Genomic DNA, 18,759 nt, shown 5'->3' with positions numbered 1-18,759 from the left:
TTCGCGCGGTCCACGCGGGGTACCTGCGGCCGGGTACGACGCACGAAGCGAGGCACGGGAGGTATCCCATGGGCAAGCTCGGTGACATGGCGGACAAGGCCAAGCAGCTGGCGAAGGGCCACCCCGACCAGGCCGACAAGGGCGTCGCGGGCGCCGAACGGGCGGTGGACCGGCGGACGGGCGACAGGTACGACGCCCAGACCGACCGGGCCGCCGACGCGGCCCGCCGCTCCTACCGGGACGGCGGCTCCGCCGGGCACTGACCCGCCCGGCCGGGGCGGTCACCGGCCCAGCCCAGCACGAGGCTGAGCACCCCCGCCCCGGCCGGCCGCACCCGGACCCGCACCGCGCGTGCGGGGTCGGCCCGGTGCGCGACGCACAGGTCGTCCCCGTACGGGCGGGCCAGCAGGTCCCACACACTTCCGGGCCGCCGCCCGTCCGGCACGTACAGGGCCTTCCAGGCGGCCTCCTTGGCGGAGAACAGCTCCGTCACCGACCACGGGCGGGCGCCGCCGAGCAGCGGTTCCTCGTCCGGGCGCAGCACCAGCCGGGCGGCGCGGCGGGGGAGGGGCCGCAGCTCGATGTCACAGCCGAGCGGGACGTCGTCCCGGCCCGGCGCGCGGGCCACGGCGACGGCGGTCCCGGCACTGTGCGAGATCGACGCGGCCCGGCCCGGCGGGAACACCGGCAGCCGGCCCGCGCGGGGGATCTCCCCGCACTCCAGCCCCACCGCGCGCAGCGCCCGCCGGGCGGCCCACCGCCCCGCCAGGAACTCCCGCCGGCGCCGCTCGGGCATCCGCGCCGCGGCCGCCGCCTCGGCGGGCCCGGCGGGTGCGAGGCCCGCCTCGGACACGGTGGCGACGCCGAGCCCGAGCCCGGTGGCGGGCAAGGAGGGGAACGCCTCGGCCGGCGCACCGGAAACCGGTCCGCCGGCCGAGGCGTGGCGCGTGCCGGGGCCCCTCACACCCGCAGCAGCTTCTTGACGATCTTCCCCGCCGGGTTGCGGGGCACCTGCTCGATGAACTCGATGCGGCGCGGCCGCTTGTACGGCGCCAGCAACCCCGCCACATGCTCCAGCAGCGGCGCCGGGTCCGGGGCCGCGCCCGGCACCAGGGAGACGTAGGCCAGCGGCACCTCGCCGTAGTCCTCGTCGGGGGTGCCGACGACGGCCGTGTCCCGGACCGCCGGATGGGTCATCAGGGCCCGCTCGATCTCCGACGGGTAGACGTTCTGCCCCGCGCGGATGATGACGTCCTTGGTGCGGTCCACCAGGCTGATCCGGCCCGCCTCGTCCAGGAAGCCGAGGTCGCCGGTGCGGACCCAGCCGTCGAGGGTGATCTCGCGGGTGGCCTCCGGGTCGTTCCAGTACCCCCGCATGACGCCCGGCCCGCGCACCACGATCTCGCCGATCTCCCCGGGCGGCAGCTCCCGGCCGGCCCCGTCCACCGCGCGCGCCGACATGCCCGGCACCACCCGGCCGCAGGGGATGCGGGCGGTGACGTCCCCGGGCTGGGGGTGCTCGTCCGGCCCGAGCGTGACGAACGGGCCGCCCACCTCCGTCATCCCGTACACCTGCCGGAAGCCGCAGCCGAGCCGCTCCACCGCGTCGGCGTAGACGTCGAGCGGCATGGGGGCGGCGCCGTAGAGGATCTCCCGCAGGGAGGACAGGTCGGTGCGCTCGGACACCTTGGCCTGGAGCATGAAGCGCAGCATCTGCGGCACCAGCCACATGTGCGTGGCCCGGTGCCGGGCCACCGCGGCGAGCGCCCGCTGCGGGGTGAAGCCCGGCAGCAGCACGACGGTCGCGCCGGCCGCCAGATAGGTCAGCGACACCACCATGCTGCCGTGGTACAGCGGGCAGCAGTTGACCATGACGATGTCGTCGGTGGGCCGGGCCATCACCAGCCAGCCCAGGGCGATCGCCCGGAACGACGCGCTGTCCACGGTGACGCCCTTGGCCTGCCCGGTGGTCGCCGAGGTGTGCAGCACGGCGATCGGGTCGGTGTCGGCGACGTCCGGCAGCTCCCGCCGGTCGGACAGGGTGCCCAGCGCCTCGAAGGCGGGCTTGTCCAGGGCCATCCTGATCCGCACCGACGCCGGCAGCCGGGGGTGCCGGTCCAGCAGCTCCGACTCGCCGAGGACGGCCACCGCCCCGACGCGTTCGACGATGCCGGCCACCTCGGGCACGGCCAGGCTGTGGTTCAGCGGCACGAACAGCGCGCCGAGCCGGGCCAGCGCGAAGTAGCTCTCCAGCACCTCGATGCGGTCCTTGGACAGCACCGCCACCCGGTCACCACGCTCGATGCCCAGCTCCGCCAGTCCGTGGGCGAGCTCGATCGTACGGTCGTGCAGTTCCGCCCAGGTGACGCTGCGCTCCTCGTCGACCAGGGCGGTCCGGTCCGGCCAGCACTGGCGGTTGCGCTCCAGCAGTTGCGTCAGCCACATCACGCACCGCCGGCGGCGCCGGCGACCTGCCGTCCGGCGACGAAACGCTCGTAGTCGGCGATGGTCCGCAGCTCCTCCATGTCCTCGGCGGTGATCTCCACGCCGAGCCGCTGCTCGATGAGGAGGACGAGCCGCACCAGGTCCCCGGAGTCGATGCCGCTCGCGGCCAGGTCGACGTCGTCGCCGACCTGGCCGGCGTACTCGGCCGTGCCGGTGAGTTCGACCAGCAACTCTCGGACGGTGCTCATGGTTTCCCCTTTCCTCGGCGTGCCGGCCGCCGTACGGGTCTCGGCCGTCACCCCCTCCAGAGGCGGACGGGGCCCGCCGCACTCCCCGGGCCGTCCCGTGAGCTTTGTCACGCGCCCGAACCCCGCCCGGCGGGGATAGCGGGCGCCCGCGCACCGCCTCTTACCGCAACGAAGCGCCCCGACCGAAGGAGTGATACGAGTGCACAGGCAGCCGGTACGGGTCCGGGACCGGGCCCCGGGGCGGCGCCGCCCGGCGGACCCCGCCCACCCGGGTGGTGCCCGGTGACCGCGCCGACCGCCGCCCCCGCCGTGGACGCCGACGCGTCGCTCGCCCGCTTCGAGGAGCTGATCGCCGCCGGCGAGACCATCGAGCCGCGCGACTGGATGCCCGACGGGTACCGCCGCATGCTGGTCCGCCAGATCGCCCAGCACGCCCACTCCGAGATCATCGGCATGCAGCCCGAGGGCGCCTGGCTCACCCGGGCCCCGTCCCTGCACCGCAAGTCCGTCCTCCTCGCCAAGGTCCAGGACGAGGCGGGCCACGGCCTCTACCTCTACTCCGCCGCCGAGACCCTGGGCGTGGACCGCGCCGACCTGCTCGACGCCCTGCACCACGGCCGGCAGCGCGCCTCCGCGACCTTCAACCACCCCGCGCTGACCTGGGCCGACACCGGTGCCATCGCCTGGCTGACGGACGGCGCCGCCGTCATCAACCAGGCACCCCTGTGCCGTACCTCCTACGGGCCGTACGCCCGCGCCATGCGCCGCGTCTGCCAGGAGGAGGCGTTCCACGTGCGGCAGGGCTACGACCTGATGCGCGCCCTGTGCGAAGGGACCCCGGAGCAGCGGGAGATGGCGCAGGACGCGGTGGACCGCTGGTGGCTGCCGGCCGTGGCGCTGATGTTCGGGCCGCCCGACACCGAGGCGGGCGGCGACGCGCGGACCGCCGCGCTGGGCGCCGCCGTCTCCCGCCGCGCCCTGGCCTGGGGCATCAAGCGGCACACCAACGACGAACTCCGCCAGCGCTTCGTCGACACCTGCGTCCCGCAGGCCGAACGCCTCGGTCTGGCACTGCCCGACCCGGCGATCCGCTGGAACGAGGAGCGCGGCCACTACGACTTCACCCCCGTCGACTGGGACACCTACCGCGAGGCGCTCGGCGACGACACCCACTGGGCCCGGCAGCGCGTCGCGCACCGCCGGGCCGCGCACGAGGACGGCGCCTGGGTGCGGGAGGCCGCCGCCGCGTACGCCGCCCGCACCGACGACACCGCACGAGGAGAGGACGGATGAGCGCCGCCGCACGGGAGGGCGCGCCGGCGTCCTGGGAGGTCTTCCTGCGGGCCCGCCGGGGCCTCGCCCACCAGCACGTGGGCTCCGTACGGGCCGTGGACCCGGACGCGGCCCTGGCTGCCGCCCGCGACCTGTACACCCGCCGGGGCGACCCGCTGTCGCTGTGGGTGGTCCGCTCCGACGCCGTGCACGCGGCCTCCCCGGACGAACACGACCCGTACTTCGCGGGCGCCCGCCACAAGCCGTACCGCCACCCGGAGCACTTCGCGCCGCTGACCGAGAAAGGCACCGAAGGTGACCACCACACGTGAGGCCCCGCCCCGGCACCGGGCGGCCCCGGCCGGAGACGCCGACCTGGCCACGCTCCTGCTGCGCCTCGGCGACGACGCCCTCGTCCTCGGGCAGCGGCTGTGCCAGTGGATCACCTGGGCGCCGACCGTCGACGAGGACCTGGCCCTGTCCAACATCGCCCTCGACCTGATCGGCCACGCCCGGGTCCTGCTCACCCGGGCCGGCCGCCTCGACGGCACCGGCCGCACCGAGGACGACCTGGCCTTCACCCGCCCGGAGCGCGCCTTCACCAACGTCCTGCTCGCCGAACTCCCCAACGGCGACTTCGCGGCGACCGTGGCCCGCCAGCTCGCCTACACCCACTACGCCGTCCTGTACTACGAGGCGCTGGCCGGGTGCGCCGACCCCGAACTCGCCGCGTTCGGCGCCCGCGCCGCCAAGGAGGTCGCCTTCCACCGGCTGCACGCCGACCGCTGGACCAGGACCCTGGCGGGCGGCACCGCAACGAGCGCCCGCCGGCTGCGGGAGGGCCTGGAGCGGGTGTGGCCGTACACCGCCGAACTCTTCGAGGAGGACGCCGTACTGCGCCGTCTGACGGCCTCCGGCACGGTGCCCTCCCCGGCGGGCGTACGCCGGGCCTGGGAGCGGGCCGTCGCCGACGTGCTCACCGGCGCGGGGCTCACCGTGCCCGCCCCCGCCTGGACGGCCACGGGCGGCCGGTCCGGCCTGCACACCGAGGAGTTCGGCCCGCTGCTCGCCGAACTCCAGTCGGTGCACCGGCAGTTCCCCGGAGGCACCTGGTGACCGCGCCGACGCGCACACCGCTGCCGCCGGCCGAGGTACGGGAGCGGGTGGCGGCCCTCCCCGACCCGGAACTGCCGGTGATCGGCCTCGGCGACCTCGGCGTGGTCGGCGCGGTCGCGCCCGGCGCCGACGGGGTGCTGGAGGTGGAGATCCTGCCCACCTACCTCGGCTGCCCGGCGCTGCCCGAGATCACCGCCGCGGTACGGGACGTCCTGACCGCCTGCGGCCACCCCGGCGGCCGCGTCCGGCAGGTGCTGTCCCCGGCGTGGACGACCGACCGCATCACCGCCGAGGGTCGGCGCGCCCTCGCCGCGCACGGGATCGCCCCGCCGGTCGCCCCCGCCCCGGACGGCGGCCCGGTCCCCGTGGAACTGGCCGGCGTGCCCTGTCCGCACTGCGCCTCCCGCGCCACCCGCCCGCACAGCCCCTTCGGCCCGTCCCGCTGCCAGTCGGTCCTGTGGTGCACGGCGTGCGAGGAGCCGTTCCCCCATGTGAGGGCGTTGTGAGACGGGCGCGTCGCGTGGCCGCCGCGCTTCCGTGAGCCCACCCCGACCGCACCGCGCCGTTCGGCGCGCCCCCTCCCGGCCGCGAGCCCCGCAGTGTGCGGCCCCGGCCCCGTGACCCCCGCCCCGACCACGCCCCGAGGCACCCGTGAACACCGTCGCCACCCAGCCCCACGTGCAGCCCGGCACGCAGCCGGGCACGCAGACCGGCTCCCAGCCCGGCACGCGGCCCGGCACCCCCCGCCGCGCCGGTTGGCACCGCCTCCCGGTCACCGAGGTGCGCCGCCTGACCGCCGACACCGTGGCCGTCACCCTGGACGTCCCCGCCGCCCTGCGGGACGTCTTCGCCCACCGCCCCGGCCGGCACGTCGTCGTCCGGCACCGCCGCCCCGGCGGCGAACTGCGCCGCAGCTACTCGCTCTGCCCGCCCCCGCACGACCCCGGCGGGTTCCGCCTGGTGATCAAGCGCGGCTCGGCGGACGGCTTCGGGGCCCACGCCCTCACCCGGCTCGCCCCCGGCGACCACCTCGAACTCTCCCCGCCCACCGGCTCCTTCGCCCTCGCGGAGCTGCCGCCCGGCGGCCACCACGTCCTGCTCGCGGGCGGCTCCGGCATCACCCCCCTCGCCCCGATGGCCGCCGACGCCCTGCGCCGTGACCCGGCCTGCCGGGTCAGCCTCGTCCACTCCGTGCGCACCGCCGCCGACGCCGTGCTCGCCGACGAACTGGCCGAGCTGAAGGACCGGTACGTCCGGCGCCTCACCGTCCTCCACGTGCTGACCCGCGAGGACCGGGGCACCGGCGGCCCGCTCGCCGGACGGATCGACGGCGACGCCCTGCGCCGCCTGCTGGCCGCCGTGGACGCCCGGCCAGGACCGCACACCGCCTTCGCCCTGTGCGGCCCGCCCGGCCTGCTCGACACCGCCCTGCGCACCCTGACCGACTGGGGCGCCGACCCGGCCCTCGTCCGCCGGGAACTGTTCACACCGGGCGCGCCGGGCACGCCGGGCGCGCCGGGCACGCCGGGCACGCCGGGCACGCCGGGTTCGACGGGGGCGACGGGGACGCCGGACACGGCGGGTCCCCGGGACACGCCGGGCGCGCAGCCCCCCGCCCCCGCCCGCACCGCCGCGGGGGAGACCCGCGTGACCGCCCTCCTCGACGGCCGCCGCCGCACCGCCACCGTCCAGGCCCGGGACCCCGCACTCCTCGACGCGCTGCTGCGCGCCCACCCCGACGTGCCGTACGCCTGCCGCGAGGGCATCTGCGGCAGCTGCCGCGCCAGGGTCGTCGCCGGGCGCGTGACGGCGGACGACCAGCCCGCCCTGGACGACCGCGACCGCGCCGCCGGCTACACCCTCGTCTGCCGCGCCCGGCCCGCCACCCCCGACCTCACCCTCGACTTCGACGCCTGACCCCGCCTCACCGAAGCCGGTACACCACGCTCACCGAAGGAGACCGAGATGACCACCGCCGCGCGCCGCCACCAGGGCAGGACCGCCCTGGTCACCGGAGGCAGCCGGGGCATCGGCCGAGCCATCAGCCACCGCCTGGCCCGCGAGGGCGCCCTGGTGGCGGTCCACTACGGCCACGACGCGACCGCCGCCGAACGCACCGTCAAGGAGATCGAGGCCGACGGCGGCCGGGCCTTCCCCGTCCACGCCGAACTCGGCGTCCCCGGCGACGCCGACACCCTGTGGGCGGCCTTCGACCGGGCCCTGGCCGAACGGGACGACGCCCCCGCCGGCCTGGACATCCTCGTCAACAACGCCGGCATCACCCTCCCCCGCCCCCTCGCCCGGGTCACCGAGGCCGACTACGACCGGGTCTTCGCCATCAACACCAAGGCGCCGTTCTTCATCATCCAGCGCGGCCTGGACCGCCTGCGCGACGGCGGGCGCGTCATCAACATCTCCTCCGTCGTCACCCGCATCGCCTACCCGCCCCTCGTGTCGTACGCCATGACCAAGGCGGCCCTCGACCACCTCACCCTCACCCTCGCCCAGGAACTCGGCCCCCGCGGCATCACCGTCAACGCCGTCGCGCCCGGCTACACCGAGACGGAGATCAACCCCACCCTCGCCGTCCCGGAGATCCGCCGCAGGTACTCCGAGGCGTCCACGTTCGGCCGGCTCGGCGACCCGGTGGACATCGCCGACGTCGTGTCCTTCGTCGCGAGCGACGAGGCCCGCTGGGTGACCGGCCAGTGGATCGACGCCTCCGGCGGCGCCCACCTCGGTGTGTGACCCGCCCGCACCCCCAGGAGACGCGATGAACGACAGCACGACCACCCTCGACCGCCCCGTGGCGGACGACGCCCTGACCCGCCCCTTCCCAGGCGCGAGCCCCTACGACACCTACGTCCACGCCTCCGTCCTCAACTCCCTGCAACAGCCGCTCACCGAGGCCCCCGACGAGATGGGCTTCCTCGTCACCACCCAGGTGATGGAGCTGTGGTTCACCCTGATCGTGCACGAGTGGCGCACGGCCCGGGTGGCCTTCGCCAAGGACGAGCTGCCCGCGGCCATGGACGCGCTCACCCGCAGCCGCCGCGCGCTGACCGCCCTCTCCGGCGCCTGGGCGCCCATCGCCGCGCTGACCCCGGCCCAGTTCAACGGCTTCCGGGCGGCGTTCGGCCAGGCGTCCGGCTTCCAGTCGGCGATGTACCGGCACATGGAGTTCCTGCTCGGCGACAAGAACGCCGGCCTGCTGCGGGCCCACAGCGGCGACCGGGCCGTCCACGAGGCGCTCGGCGAGACCTTCCGCGAGACGTCCCTGTACGACGAGGTCCTGGCCCACCTGCACCGGCAGGGCCGGCCCGTCCCCGCCCACGTCCTCGAACGGGACGTCACCCGCCCGTACGCCTCCGACCCCGGCGTCGTGGAGACCTGGCGGCAGATCTACGCCGGTCCCCAGCACCACCCCCACGTCGCCCTCGGCGAACTCCTCACCGACGTCGCCGAACTCGTCGCCCGCTGGCGGTACGAGCACGTCGCGGTGGTCCGCCGCGCCATGGGCGCCAAGCCCGGCAGCGCCGGCTCCTCGGGCCTCGCCTGGCTGGAGCGGCGCGCGGCCCGCCCCGTCTTCCCGGAGCTGTGGGAGGCCCGCGGTGCCGTCTAGGACCATCTCCGCCTTCGCGGCCGAGGAGGAGCGCCGCGTCCTGAGCCTGAAGCCGGTCCTCGCCCCGGCCCACGGCCGCTACGGCGACCACCCCCACCACACCTACGACCGCTGGCCGTCCGACGACCCCGACGCCCCCCTGGTCGTCCTGCTGCACGGCGGGTACTGGCGCTACGACCGGATGCACCTCACCCCGTTCGCGGCGTACCTCTCCCGGCAGGGCTTTGACGTGCTGCTCCCCGGCTTCCGCCGCTCCGGCGGCGCGGGCGGCTACCCCGAGACCTTCGACGACGTCGCCCGGATCGTGGACACCCTGCCCGAGGGACGGCCGTACGTCCTCGCGGGCCACTGCTCCGGCGGCCACCTGGCCCTGTGGTGCGCCGCCCGCGGCCTGCTCCCCGAGGGCTCCCGCTGGCACACCCGCACCCTGCCGACCAGCGTGCTCGCCCTCGCCCCGATCACCGACCTGACCGCCACCCGCCGGGACGACCTCAGCGACGGCGCCGCCCTCCAGCTCCTCGGCGGCGAGGAGAGCTTCGCGCGCCGCCTGCCCGAGGTCGACCCCCTGACCCTGCTGCGCGCCGCCGGCACCACCGGCGTGCCCACGGTGCTGCTGCACGGCGCCGCCGACGAGGAGGTCCCGCTCACCCAGTTCAGCGACTACGCGGCCGTGCACACCGACCTGAGGACGGTCGTCCTGCCCGGCACCGGCCACTACACCCTCATCGAACCGGAAGCACCCGGCGCCCGCGCGGTCGCCGGCACCCTCCGGGAACTGGCGGCCGCCTTCCCGCCCGGCCGCGCGGACCAGGAGGCCGCACCCCGATGACCACCGCACTCTCCGCCCCGCCCGCCCTGCGCGCCCAGGCCGGCCGCCTGGACGCCGCCGACCCCCTGGCCCCCCTGCGCGCCCGCTTCCTCCTCCCCCCGGACGTCGTCTACCTCGACGGCAACTCCCTCGGCCCGCTGCCCGCCGCCGTGCCGCCCGCCCTGGACGACGCGGTGCGCCGCCAGTGGGGCACCGGCCTGATCGGCTCCTGGAACGGGGCCGGCTGGTGGGAGGCCCCGCTGCGGGTGGGCGACGCCGTCGGCCGGCTGATCGGCGCCGCGCCGGGCCAGACCGTCGCGGGCGACTCCACCAGTGTGCAGCTGTTCACCGCGCTGGACGCCGCCGCCGCGCTCCGCCCGGACCGCCCCCTGCTGGTCACCGACCCCGGGCACTTCCCCACCGACCGCTACCTGGCCGACGCGGTCGCCCGCCGGCGCGGCCTCGACGTCCGCCGGGTGGCCCCGGCGGACCTCCCGGCCTTCCTCGCCGCCGAGGGCCACCGGACCGCCGTCGTCAGCTACTCGCCCGTCGACTTCCGCACCGGCGAGCTGTACGACCTGGCGGCGCTGACGCGGGCCGCCCACGACGCCGGCGCCCTCGCCCTGTGGGACCTGTGCCACGCCGCCGGGGCCCTCCCGCTCGACGTCGACGGCACCGGCGTCGACCTGGCCGTCGGCTGCGGCTACAAGTTCCTCTCCGGTGGCCCCGGCGCCCCCGCCTACCTGTACGTCGCCCAGCGCCACCACGCCGCGCTGGAGACGCCCCTGCCCGGCTGGACCGGCCACGCCGCCCCCTTCGACCTGGCCGCCGGCTACCGCCCGGCCCCGGGCATCGCCCGCGCCCGCATCGGCACCCCGCCGATCCTCTCCCTGCTCGCCCTCGAAGCGGCCCTCACCGCCTTCGACGGCGTCGACCTGCGCCAGGTCCGCGCCAAGAGCCTCTCCCTGACCGGCTTCTTCCTGCGCTGCGCGGACGAACTCCTCACCCCCCTCGGCTTCGCCCCGGTCACCCCCGCCGACCCGGCCCGCCGCGGCAGCCAGGTCACCCTGCGCCACCCCGACGCCCACGCCCTGACCCGTGCCCTGGCCCACCACGGCGTCCTGGCCGACATGCGCGCCCCCGACCTCCTCCGCTTCGGCGTCAACGCCCTCTACACCACCCACACCGACCTCCTGGAAGCCGCCCTCCGCCTCCACACCCTCACCGCCACCGGGGCCTACGACCGGACACCGCCCGCGCCGGGGGTGGTGACCTGAGCGGCCTCGTCACCGTCCGGGGCGGTCACCGCTCCGCGTAGCGCAGGAACTGCCAGCCCAGGACGGCCTGGAAGAGCGTCTGGACGAGTGAGACGATCACGAACGCCGGCCGGACGGCGGACGAGCACCAGAACGCGGTCAGGCAGAGCATCGGCAGGACCAGGTAGGTGATCAGGTCCACGGCGGTCTGCAGCCGCTTGCGGGTGGCGCGGCCCGCGTCGTCGCGGTGGTAGGTCTCCCAGCCGAACACGCCGTCGGCGCCGCTGAGTTCGGCCAGCCGCGGTCCCAGCCGGTCGCGGACGTAGCAGCCGGCCGCCGAGATCTTCTCGTCGTTGACCAGGTAGGTCCAGCCCAGGACCAGGCAGATCACGGGGACGGCGAGCAGCAGCCGGGTCTGCCCGCTCTGGACGGTGATCGTCAGGACCGCGGTGGCCGCGGCGAGCGTGAAGTACAGCAGGTTGTCACGGAAGCCTATCCGGGTCTTCTGCTCCTCCTTGAGCCGGTCGTACTCGGCCAGCAGCAGTCTGCTCTCGGTGACGTCCTCGGTGGCGGCCACGGCCCTCCCTGAACTCGGGTACCGGCTGGTCCGACGCGGGGCGGGCGGGGTTCCGGCGCTCCGGACCCCGCCCGCCCTCAAGGCTCCGGACATCTCAGTCAGGTGCGCGGAAGGGCGGCAGGTTGTTGGGGTTGTTCCGTTCGATCCACTTCTTCCCGTCCGCCGCGATTCCCTCCAGGAGGCGGAAGGTGTGGATGAAACCGGCCGCGTTGAGATTGATCTCGGCGATCTCCTGGGCGTTCTCGTCCGGCGCCAGTTGATGGGTGTCGGCGTCCTTGACGCGGATGTTCCTGGCCGGCCCGTTGGTGAGGACGAGTTCGAGGTCGTACCCGACATTGCTGCGTTCCGTGACCTGCACGGAGGACAACGCGTCGAAGCGGTAATTGCTCCGCTGCTCGTTCTCGCGTTTCCCATCGGTGAAATCGAATTCCGTGCTGATCTCGCGGACACCGTCCTGGGTGACCAGGAAAAGCCGGAAACTGTAGCGCGAGTATCGCCAGGGACCGCCCTTCACGCGCCCTCGCTTGTAGGGGCGGGCGGGGGTCACCAGGATGGTGTGGGTGATCAGGTCCCGCCAGGTGAGCTGGTAGTGGCGGAGCGCTTCGTCGACGAACAGCGTCTTGTCGCAGCTGAGCCAGGTCTCCATCTCCAGCTCGCTGGGCCGCGTGGTGTCCAGATACGACTTCCAGTTCTGGTACGCGGCCTGCCGCGCGGCCAGCCGCTCCTGGTAGGCGCGGTGCTCCTCGGCCACTTCGCGTTCCTCGTCCTTGGCCTGCAGCCACAAGGTCGCGGCCGTGCGTCCGGACCAGAAGGCACCGGCCAGGGCCAGGACGGCCAGCAGCGTCCGGAACGCCCCGGAACCGGAGGCCACGGCTCCGAGCAGGCCGAAGGTGGTGAAGGCGAGAACGATGAAGGCCACCACGCACAGGGCCTTGGCCGGCACCGGTGTCCGGTGCTGGGGACCCTGGTCGAACAGGGTGCCGTCGTCGTGGCGGTCCCGGGCGTCCTCGGCGAGGTGACGGATCAGCCAGTTGACCCGGTCCACGCCGATCCGGCTCTCGCGGTAGAGGACCGCGATCTCGGCCACGAGGCCGTCGCGGACACCAGCGCTCAGGCTGAGCCACTGGGGCGCGGTCAGACCGCGGGGCACGTGGACACCGAAGTAGTACTGGAACGACTGGCGGACGCTCTTGGTGAACCCGTCCGAGGCGGACGCGGGACCGACCGTGTGCGGGGCCGGGGACCGGGCGCCCGCGGCCTTCAGCCGGTGTTCCTGGTACCACCACGCCCGGCCGAAGCGGACCAGGGCCGCGGCGGCGCCGCCCGCCAGCAGGAGCAGCGGGACTGCCGTGGCCGGCTCCGCGAGCAGCGCCAGGACGGAGAAGACGCCGACGCTCACGGCGAACAGGCCGGCCCGGACCGGGACCGCCGCCTGGCCGGTGGCGTCGGTGCGCGGCCGGGGCGGCAGGGCGCGCGGCCCGATGGGGTCGGGTTCGAAGTAGGCCCAGACCCGCTGGACCCGGTCATGCCCGAAGCGTTCCGCCTCGGCCCGCTCGCGGTGCTCGGACCACAGGCTGTCCTTCAGCCCCCCGGTGAGCACGAGGTCGAGGTGGTGGAGGATCGCCTCCCGCCGGAGCGGCGGCAGGGCCCGCAGCCGCTCCAGTACGCGTCCGGTCCCGCCGTCCGGGGTGCTGAGCATCGCCAGCAGTTCGAACGTGACGCGCAGCGCGTCCTTCCACTCCCCCTCGGCGTAGGCCCCCACGAGTCCGGAGGCGTAGTGCAGCCGCTGGAGTTCCTCGGCGCCGAGCTCGTGGTAGGCGCGTGCGCTGAGCATGGCGAGCACCCAGTGGAAGCGGACCTCCGCGTTGTCGTGTCCGTGGGCGATCGCGTCACCGATCAGCTCGCGGGCTCGGCTGGGGACGCCCTCCTCCAGGAACCGCACACCGACCTTGTACTTCTCCTGGGGCGACGCGTCCGGAGGGACTATGTACACCTGGGAGTTGTGTACGGTCTCGGCCTGGATCCCGACGGTGGAGTACGCGGCCGTGTTGTACGTGCCACCGCTGCCGTCGCTCATGACAGGTCACCCGCCGCGGCGACCAGGGGAGCCAGCGCGGCCAGCAGCTCGGGGGAGTCCGCGACCAGGCCGCGCAACCTCTTCAGCGCCATGGTCGCCCGCTTGCGCGAGGCGGGGGTGTCCTCCTTCACCGCCCGGCGGGCGAAGCCCAGTTCGGCCAGCGCCTCCCGGTGCGTGTCGTCGTCGAGGGTGCCCTCGGCGTGGTGACGCCTCAGGCGGTCGCGGAGCCCGTCCAGCTCCGTGACCAGGTCCGCCGGGCGGCTCACCGCCGGGGCCGCGTTCACGTGCGCGCTGCTGCTCTGGACGGAGCCGGCCATGATGCCGACGGTGCTGCCGTGCGCGGTGTTGTCGACGTGCTCCCTCGGCCTGTCGCCCGTATGGGCCCGGTCTGCTCGGGACATGGCGATCTGCTCCTGTTCTCCCACCAGTTCCACGGCCAGCCGGACGGCGAACGCCGCCGCGTTCGCCGCGGCCCGTGGCTGCCGGTCACGGTCCTTCGTGCTGCTCTTGGTGCCGTCCGCCCGGTCGCTGATCCCCCGGATGATGGCCACCGGCGCCCCGTTCAGATGGCCGGCCTGCGCCACGCCGGCGGCCTCCATCTCGATGGCGAGCGCGTCGTTGTAGTGCTGCCTGATCCACCGCGCCTCGGCGGAGATCCTCGAGTTCTGCACCACCTCGCCGGCGGCGATCGCGCCGAAGCGCACCTGCGGCGCGCGCCCGCGCCCGGGGGACTCGTCGGCCCAGCCGCCGACCCGGGCCAGGTGCGCACCGAGCTGGCTGATGCCGTGGGCCGTCTCCCACACCCGGGGACGGGACTTGAGCCCGTCGTCCTCGCTGGTCCCGCCGTGGTACGCGTACACATGGCTCGCCATCACCACGTCGCCGAGCCTGGCGGTGTCCCACAGGGCACCGGCGACGCCGACGAACAACACGGCCACCGGCGAGAACTCCTGGATCGCGCGCTCGGCGATGACCGCGGCGGAATGGTTCCCCTTGTTGGTCAGCCCCAGCGCGACCCGGCACGAAGTGCCTTGTACGGTTCCCACCTCGAACCGGGTCCCGCGCTCGTGGAGGTGCGCCCGCGGTCCGGCCAGTTTCCGGCGCACGGCCTCGTACTCGAGATTGAGGGCGGTGAGGATCACCACCAGGTCTTTCGACATCTAATTCGCTTCTCCCTTCGTTTCCTTTTCCGTCGTGGACGGTGTGGGACGGGTCAGCGGCGGTGACAACACCGTCTTCGGACCGGCCCGGTACAGCCGCGCCGGCCGTCCCCCCGTGGTCCTGCGCCCCGAACCGGCGGGGACGATGAATCCCTTCACAGCCTGGACTTTCCGGTAGAAATTACGGGTGTCGAGTTCGGTGCCCCAAACCGCCTCGTACACCTGCTGCAACTCGGCTATGGTGAACAGTTCTCCGCAGAAAGCCGTGGCCAGCGCCGAGAATTCGAGCTTGGTCCGCGCGCGTTCGATCCCGTCCGTCACGATCCGACGGTGGTCGAAGGCCAACGCCACCTCACCCGACAGGACGGACTCCGCGGGGACCCACCCGGCGTTCATGGCGTCGGTCCCCGCGACCGGTTCGGGGAGTCCCGGCGCGATCGCCAGATGGGCCACGGAGACGACCCGCCCCCGGGGATCACGGCCCGCGGCGCCGTAGGTGCCGAGCTGCTCCAGGTGCACGGACCCGGCACCCAGCGCGGTCTCCTCACGCAGTTCACGGTGGGCGGCGTCGAGGATCTCCTCACCGGCGTGATTGAGGAAACCGCCCGGCAGTGCCTGCATGCCCTGGAAGGGATCTTCACCCCGCTCCACGAGCAGCACACACAACCGCCCCTCGCGCATCGTCAGGATCACGAGATCGACCGTCAGCAGAACGGGAGGAGGTGACCACACGTCATCTTGCATGCCTTGTACGGTACTTGGGTTCCTGTCACTTTAACAAGAAGGGAGACGGGGTTCGGTGCGAGCGGCCGATGGACGCCCTTTCCCGCGCCGGCCGGCGACCCGGCGAGGGGGCCCACGCTCGGGCGACGGCGAGGGGGGAACGCCATGTCCGGACCGCTGTACGGGCCTGTCCTGTCGGCCCGTCCGTACGCGGCGGCCGCGTACCGGGATCTCGCACCGGACGTACGGCGCCGGATCACGCCGCTGTGGACGCCGCCTCCCCACCCGGGCGTGCCGCCCGGCCCGCTCGCCGGGCGGATCGCGTAGGACGCCGCCGCCCGTGCGCGACCACGCACGCCGGCGCTGGCCGGACGCGCCGTTCGCGGACGACGCGGAAGCGGCGGTGCCGGCGAGCGCGCTCGGCCCCGAGTCGTGGGAGGACCGCCATCTGCTTCCGGTCACCGGCCCGCGGCACCCCGAGCGCCGGCGGACACCCGCTCCGGGCGCACGAGGCATCGCGCACGGACCGGGAGACCCGGACGGCGGAGATCCGGCTCGGCGACCGCCCCTGCCTCCCCGGCCTGTGCTGCGGCGACTGCGCCACCCGCCCCGCGGCGTACGACACCCAGCGGCCCGGCCTCGGGCGGCGGCTCGCCGTGGGGCATCCTCCGCCGCACGACCGCCCGCTCCTGCCACCTGTCCGAGGTGCCGTACGGCAACCGGTACGACGCCCGGAACCGCGCGGCGGCCGGACTCCTCACCGACCTCACGTCCGCGGGGCGGGGGCGAGCCCGGGGGAGTGCTGGCCGCGGGACCGGGTCCTGGGCGCCGGCGCACCACCACGCCTGGCGCAAGGCCGGGATCGTCCAGTACATGACGTACGTCGCAGGGAGCCTGAGCCACGGCTGAGCGACGCCTGAGCGGCCGCAGGCCGGGCTTCGGGTGCCCGGCCGCCCCACCCGGTTCCCGGCCGGCCGGAGCCTGCCCACGCCGGCCGGCGCGGCCCATGGCGGAGCGACGTGTCCGAGCCATATTAATTCAGTCGATTGACTTACTGATTCCTGTGGCGTCTACTGCTCCCGGAGGCCCGTTCGTCCGCGACTGGAGACACGTGACCGAAGACCACCGCAACGCCGAGCCCCGGCACCACGGGACCACCGTGCTGTCGGTCCGGGCTCTCCGCTCCGGGCCGACAGCCCCCCGGACGAGCGGCACACGGCACGGGTCGAAGGGGCCGAGCGGCTCCCCGGTCCCGGCCGTACCGAGCGACGAGCGGCCGGTCACGCGATGACCGGGGTCCGTCCGGCGGCGCGCTCGGCCGCAACGCGCGAGGCGATCATGGCGGCGGCCGAACGGCTGTACGCGGAGCAGGGGCTGTCCACCGTGTCCAACCGGCAGATCAGCGAAGCGGCCGGCCAGGGCAACGTGACCGCCGTCGGCTACCACTTCGGTACCCGGCTCGACCTGGTGCGGGCCATCATGGCGCGCCACGGCCGTGAGGTGGACGCGCTGCGTGAGCGCCACGTGTCCGGGCTCAGGGACGGCGGCGACCTCCGGGACTGGGTGCGTTGCCTGGTCCGGCCGGTGACCGAGCACCTGGGAACCCTGGGCGTTCCCTCCTGGCAGGCCCGCTTCTCCGTGCAGGTGCTCACCGACCCGGTGGCCCGGAACCTGATCACCGACGAGGCACTGACCCGCCCCGGACTGCAAGCCGTCATCCGGGGTCTGGAGCGGTGTCTGTCCCCGCTTCCGCCGGGAGTGCGGCGGCGACGTGGCGGCATGGCCCGCACGCTGATCATCCAGACCTGTTCCGAATGGGAACGGGACCTCGCCGACGGCAACGCCCTGCCCTCGTACACATGGTCCGACATCGCCGACGAACTGGAGGACGCGGTCGTCGGCCTGTTCACCGCTCCCGTCACACACCCCCACACCTGAGGAACGCACATGAAGATCACGGTCGACGAAGACAAGTGCTGCGGCGCCGGCAGCTGCGTGCTGACCGCGCCCGATGTCTTCGACCAGCGGGACGAGGACGGCATCGTCGTCCTGCTGGAGGCCCGACCGCCCCGGGAACGGCACGACGCCGTGCGCGAGGCCGCCACGGTCTGCCCGGCCGCCGCCATCCACGTGGGCGAGGAGGCGTGAAAGCTCCCGGGCACGTCCTGGTCGTCGGCGCCTCGGCAGCCGGGCTCGGCACCGCGGAGGCGCTGCGCCGCAAGGGCTTCACAGGGCGCCTCACCCTGGCCGGCGCCGAACCCGAACCGCCCTACGACCGGCCGCCGTTGTCCAAGCGCGTCCTCGCCGGCGCGTGGGAGCCTGCCCGCGCGCACCTGCGTACGCCGGACGTCCTGGACGTACTGGACGCCCGCTTCCTCCTCGGCGATCCCGCCACCGCGCTGGACGCCGAGCGCCGCAGTGTGTCCACCGCCTCCGGACGCACCCTGACCGCGGACGCGATCGTCGTGGCCACGGGAATCCGGGCGCGGAGGCTTTCCGGCCACGGCGGACCGCGAGGCGTGCACGTCCTGCGCACCCTCGCCGACGCGGCCGCGCTCCGTGCCGACCTGCTCGGGGCCCGGCGCGTCGTCGTCGTCGGTGACGGGGTCCTGGGCGCGGAGACCGCGGCGACCGTGCGGACGATGGGCCTCGAGGTGTGCCTGGTCGGGCCGCAGCCGGCGCCGATGACCGGCCAACTCGGCCCGCTCGTCGCCCGTCGCCTCTCCGCCCTGCACGCCGGCAACGGCGTCGTCCTGCGCGCCGGTGTCCTGCTGGACGGCCTGCTGACGCGCGACGGGCGGGTGTCCGGCGTCCGGCTCAGCGACGGGGAGGAACTGGAGGCCGACGTGGTGGTGACCGCGATCGGCTCCTCACCGGCCACCGACTGGCTCGACGGGAGCGGCCTGCGCCTGGACGACGGCGTCGTGTGTGACGCGTACTGCCGTGCCGCCGACGGCGTATGGGCCGTGGGCGACGTGGCGCGCTGGCACCATGAAGGGCTGGGACGGCTGCTGCGCCTGGAGAACCGGACCAACGCGTCCGAGCAGGCACTCGCCGTGGCCGGGAACATCCTCGGAGAGAACCGGCCCTACTCTCCGGTGCCGTACTTCTGGACCGACCAGTTCGACGTCAGGATCCAGGTGTTCGGCCTGCCGTCCGCCGAGGCTCCGGCACGGGTCGTCGAGGGCGACCTCGCACAGGGACGGTTCGTGGTGTGCCAGGACGGTCCTCGCGGACCGCTCAGTGTGCTCGGCTGGAACATGCCCAGGCAGACCCGCTCGCACCGGGCGAGTCTCGTCGACCACTACACCAGGCCGCTCGAACCGACCGCGCCATGACGGTCGGGAGGCGCCGACCGCGGTGACGCCCCGGTCACCCGGCCCCGGGCGGCACCCCGCGCCCCCGTGCCCGGTGCCGTTCCGTACTCCCCTCCACCCCCCACCCGCAAGGAGAGG

At 74.6% G+C, this 18,759-nt stretch carries 21 protein-coding genes; 14 read left to right on the top strand and 7 right to left on the bottom strand.

Features of this window, described 5'->3' with window-relative positions; genetic code table 11:
• Window positions 1-68 precede the first annotated feature (68 nt).
• Window positions 69-263: an antitoxin gene (locus tag Sdagh_RS10410; RefSeq protein WP_189421078.1), complete on the top strand. Its 195-nt coding sequence runs from the start codon at window positions 69-71 to the stop codon at window positions 261-263.
• Here the strand turns inward: Sdagh_RS10410 and Sdagh_RS10405 are convergent.
• The 3 genes from Sdagh_RS10405 to Sdagh_RS10395 all read right to left on the bottom strand — a co-directional run bounded on the left by Sdagh_RS10405 (window position 233) and on the right by Sdagh_RS10395 (window position 2,693).
• Window positions 233-889 carry an enterobactin synthetase gene (locus Sdagh_RS10405; protein WP_226535000.1) on the bottom strand — a complete coding sequence of 219 codons (657 nt, stop codon included), beginning with the start codon at window positions 887-889 and terminating at the stop codon, window positions 233-235. The genes Sdagh_RS10410 and Sdagh_RS10405 overlap by 31 nt on opposite strands.
• 71 nt (window positions 890-960) lie before the next feature.
• The gene (locus Sdagh_RS10400; RefSeq protein WP_189421095.1) at window positions 961-2,445 is read right to left on the bottom strand and encodes a class I adenylate-forming enzyme family protein; all 1,485 of its coding nucleotides are present in this window, start codon (window positions 2,443-2,445) and stop codon (window positions 961-963) included.
• The gene (locus Sdagh_RS10395; RefSeq protein ID WP_190077786.1) at window positions 2,445-2,693 is read right to left on the bottom strand and encodes an acyl carrier protein; all 249 of its coding nucleotides are present in this window, start codon (window positions 2,691-2,693) and stop codon (window positions 2,445-2,447) included. The genes Sdagh_RS10400 and Sdagh_RS10395 overlap by 1 nt, the downstream gene beginning before the upstream one ends.
• 282 nt (window positions 2,694-2,975) lie before the next feature.
• On the opposite strand from Sdagh_RS10395, the gene paaA reads away from it, so the two are divergent.
• The 9 genes from paaA to Sdagh_RS10350 all read left to right on the top strand — a co-directional run bounded on the left by paaA (window position 2,976) and on the right by Sdagh_RS10350 (window position 10,788).
• Window positions 2,976-3,986 carry a 1,2-phenylacetyl-CoA epoxidase subunit PaaA gene (gene paaA, locus Sdagh_RS10390; RefSeq protein WP_226534998.1) on the top strand — a complete coding sequence of 337 codons (1,011 nt, stop codon included), beginning with the start codon at window positions 2,976-2,978 and terminating at the stop codon, window positions 3,984-3,986.
• Window positions 3,983-4,297: a 1,2-phenylacetyl-CoA epoxidase subunit PaaB gene (paaB, locus tag Sdagh_RS10385; RefSeq protein ID WP_189421100.1), complete on the top strand. Its 315-nt coding sequence runs from the start codon at window positions 3,983-3,985 to the stop codon at window positions 4,295-4,297. Before paaA ends, paaB begins: the two co-directional genes overlap by 4 nt.
• Window positions 4,281-5,081, top strand: coding sequence for a 1,2-phenylacetyl-CoA epoxidase subunit PaaC (gene paaC / locus Sdagh_RS10380; RefSeq protein WP_189421103.1), 801 nt, complete (start codon window positions 4,281-4,283; stop codon window positions 5,079-5,081). Before paaB ends, paaC begins: the two co-directional genes overlap by 17 nt.
• Entirely contained in the window at window positions 5,075-5,587 is a 513-nt protein-coding gene (gene paaD / locus Sdagh_RS10375; protein ID WP_370594974.1) for a 1,2-phenylacetyl-CoA epoxidase subunit PaaD, read from the top strand. Before paaC ends, paaD begins: the two co-directional genes overlap by 7 nt.
• Before the next feature lie 145 nt (window positions 5,588-5,732).
• Window positions 5,733-6,998, top strand: a complete 1,266-nt coding sequence (locus tag Sdagh_RS10370; protein ID WP_226534986.1) for a ferredoxin--NADP reductase — start codon at window positions 5,733-5,735, stop codon at window positions 6,996-6,998.
• Window positions 6,999-7,046: 48 nt separating this feature from the next.
• On the top strand, window positions 7,047-7,829 hold the full coding sequence (locus tag Sdagh_RS10365; protein ID WP_189421106.1) for an SDR family oxidoreductase: 783 nt from the start codon (window positions 7,047-7,049) through the stop codon (window positions 7,827-7,829).
• A 25-nt stretch (window positions 7,830-7,854) separates the two neighbouring features.
• The gene (locus tag Sdagh_RS10360) at window positions 7,855-8,703 is read left to right on the top strand and encodes a tryptophan 2,3-dioxygenase (protein WP_190077785.1); all 849 of its coding nucleotides are present in this window, start codon (window positions 7,855-7,857) and stop codon (window positions 8,701-8,703) included.
• Window positions 8,693-9,532, top strand: coding sequence for an alpha/beta hydrolase (locus tag Sdagh_RS10355; RefSeq protein ID WP_189421110.1), 840 nt, complete (start codon window positions 8,693-8,695; stop codon window positions 9,530-9,532). The genes Sdagh_RS10360 and Sdagh_RS10355 overlap by 11 nt, the downstream gene beginning before the upstream one ends.
• Window positions 9,529-10,788: a kynureninase gene (locus Sdagh_RS10350; protein ID WP_190077784.1), complete on the top strand. Its 1,260-nt coding sequence runs from the start codon at window positions 9,529-9,531 to the stop codon at window positions 10,786-10,788. The genes Sdagh_RS10355 and Sdagh_RS10350 overlap by 4 nt, the downstream gene beginning before the upstream one ends.
• Before the next feature lie 25 nt (window positions 10,789-10,813).
• On the opposite strand, the gene Sdagh_RS10345 is transcribed toward Sdagh_RS10350, so the two are convergent.
• From Sdagh_RS10345 to Sdagh_RS10330, 4 genes are all read right to left on the bottom strand, one after another.
• Window positions 10,814-11,344, bottom strand: a complete 531-nt coding sequence (locus Sdagh_RS10345; protein ID WP_190010766.1) for a hypothetical protein — start codon at window positions 11,342-11,344, stop codon at window positions 10,814-10,816.
• 94 nt (window positions 11,345-11,438) lie between these two features.
• The gene (locus Sdagh_RS10340) at window positions 11,439-13,421 is read right to left on the bottom strand and encodes a hypothetical protein (protein ID WP_190077783.1); all 1,983 of its coding nucleotides are present in this window, start codon (window positions 13,419-13,421) and stop codon (window positions 11,439-11,441) included.
• Window positions 13,418-14,581, bottom strand: a complete 1,164-nt coding sequence (locus Sdagh_RS10335; protein WP_190077782.1) for a 5'-methylthioadenosine/S-adenosylhomocysteine nucleosidase family protein — start codon at window positions 14,579-14,581, stop codon at window positions 13,418-13,420. Before Sdagh_RS10335 ends, Sdagh_RS10340 begins: the two co-directional genes overlap by 4 nt.
• A complete protein-coding gene (locus tag Sdagh_RS10330; protein WP_189421121.1) occupies window positions 14,582-15,325 on the bottom strand; it encodes an NUDIX hydrolase in 744 nt (247 codons plus the stop codon).
• 144 nt (window positions 15,326-15,469) lie between these two features.
• Between Sdagh_RS10330 and Sdagh_RS10325 the strand changes: the two genes are divergently transcribed.
• The 4 genes from Sdagh_RS10325 to Sdagh_RS10310 all read left to right on the top strand — a co-directional run bounded on the left by Sdagh_RS10325 (window position 15,470) and on the right by Sdagh_RS10310 (window position 18,642).
• Entirely contained in the window at window positions 15,470-15,631 is a 162-nt protein-coding gene (locus tag Sdagh_RS10325) for a hypothetical protein (protein WP_189421123.1), read from the top strand.
• Between the two features lie 960 nt (window positions 15,632-16,591).
• Window positions 16,592-17,242, top strand: a complete 651-nt coding sequence (locus Sdagh_RS10320; protein WP_189421125.1) for a TetR/AcrR family transcriptional regulator — start codon at window positions 16,592-16,594, stop codon at window positions 17,240-17,242.
• Window positions 17,243-17,251: 9 nt separating this feature from the next.
• Window positions 17,252-17,452, top strand: a complete 201-nt coding sequence (locus Sdagh_RS10315; protein ID WP_190010760.1) for a ferredoxin — start codon at window positions 17,252-17,254, stop codon at window positions 17,450-17,452.
• Complete coding sequence (locus tag Sdagh_RS10310) at window positions 17,449-18,642, top strand: NAD(P)/FAD-dependent oxidoreductase (RefSeq protein ID WP_190077781.1); 1,194 nt, start codon at window positions 17,449-17,451, stop codon at window positions 18,640-18,642. The genes Sdagh_RS10315 and Sdagh_RS10310 overlap by 4 nt, the downstream gene beginning before the upstream one ends.
• Window positions 18,643-18,759: the final 117 nt, after the last annotated feature.

It is taken from the genome of Streptomyces daghestanicus (genome assembly GCF_020521275.1).
Classification (GTDB): Bacteria; Actinomycetota; Actinomycetes; order Streptomycetales; family Streptomycetaceae; genus Streptomyces; species Streptomyces griseoviridis.
This window is presented reverse-complemented; position numbering and strand designations above follow the sequence as displayed.

Bases quoted from the DNA above. Each gene is read 5' to 3' on its own strand.
- Sdagh_RS10410 (WP_189421078.1), top strand. From the start codon at position 69: ATGGGCAAGCTCGGTGACATGGCGGACAAGGCCAAGCAGCTGGCGAAG.
- Sdagh_RS10400 (WP_189421095.1), bottom strand. From the start codon at position 2,445: ATGTGGCTGACGCAACTGCTGGAGCGCAACCGCCAGTGCTGGCCGGAC.
- Sdagh_RS10395 (WP_190077786.1), bottom strand. From the start codon at position 2,693: ATGAGCACCGTCCGAGAGTTGCTGGTCGAACTCACCGGCACGGCCGAG.
- paaB (WP_189421100.1), top strand. From the start codon at position 3,983: ATGAGCGCCGCCGCACGGGAGGGCGCGCCGGCGTCCTGGGAGGTCTTC.
- Sdagh_RS10365 (WP_189421106.1), top strand. From the start codon at position 7,047: ATGACCACCGCCGCGCGCCGCCACCAGGGCAGGACCGCCCTGGTCACC.
- Sdagh_RS10360 (WP_190077785.1), top strand. From the start codon at position 7,855: ATGAACGACAGCACGACCACCCTCGACCGCCCCGTGGCGGACGACGCC.
- Sdagh_RS10350 (WP_190077784.1), top strand. From the start codon at position 9,529: ATGACCACCGCACTCTCCGCCCCGCCCGCCCTGCGCGCCCAGGCCGGC.
- Sdagh_RS10340 (WP_190077783.1), bottom strand. From the start codon at position 13,421: ATGAGCGACGGCAGCGGTGGCACGTACAACACGGCCGCGTACTCCACC.
- Sdagh_RS10335 (WP_190077782.1), bottom strand. From the start codon at position 14,581: ATGTCGAAAGACCTGGTGGTGATCCTCACCGCCCTCAATCTCGAGTAC.
- Sdagh_RS10330 (WP_189421121.1), bottom strand. From the start codon at position 15,325: ATGCAAGATGACGTGTGGTCACCTCCTCCCGTTCTGCTGACGGTCGAT.
- Sdagh_RS10325 (WP_189421123.1), top strand. From the start codon at position 15,470: ATGTCCGGACCGCTGTACGGGCCTGTCCTGTCGGCCCGTCCGTACGCG.
- Sdagh_RS10320 (WP_189421125.1), top strand. From the start codon at position 16,592: ATGACCGGGGTCCGTCCGGCGGCGCGCTCGGCCGCAACGCGCGAGGCG.
- Sdagh_RS10315 (WP_190010760.1), top strand. From the start codon at position 17,252: ATGAAGATCACGGTCGACGAAGACAAGTGCTGCGGCGCCGGCAGCTGC.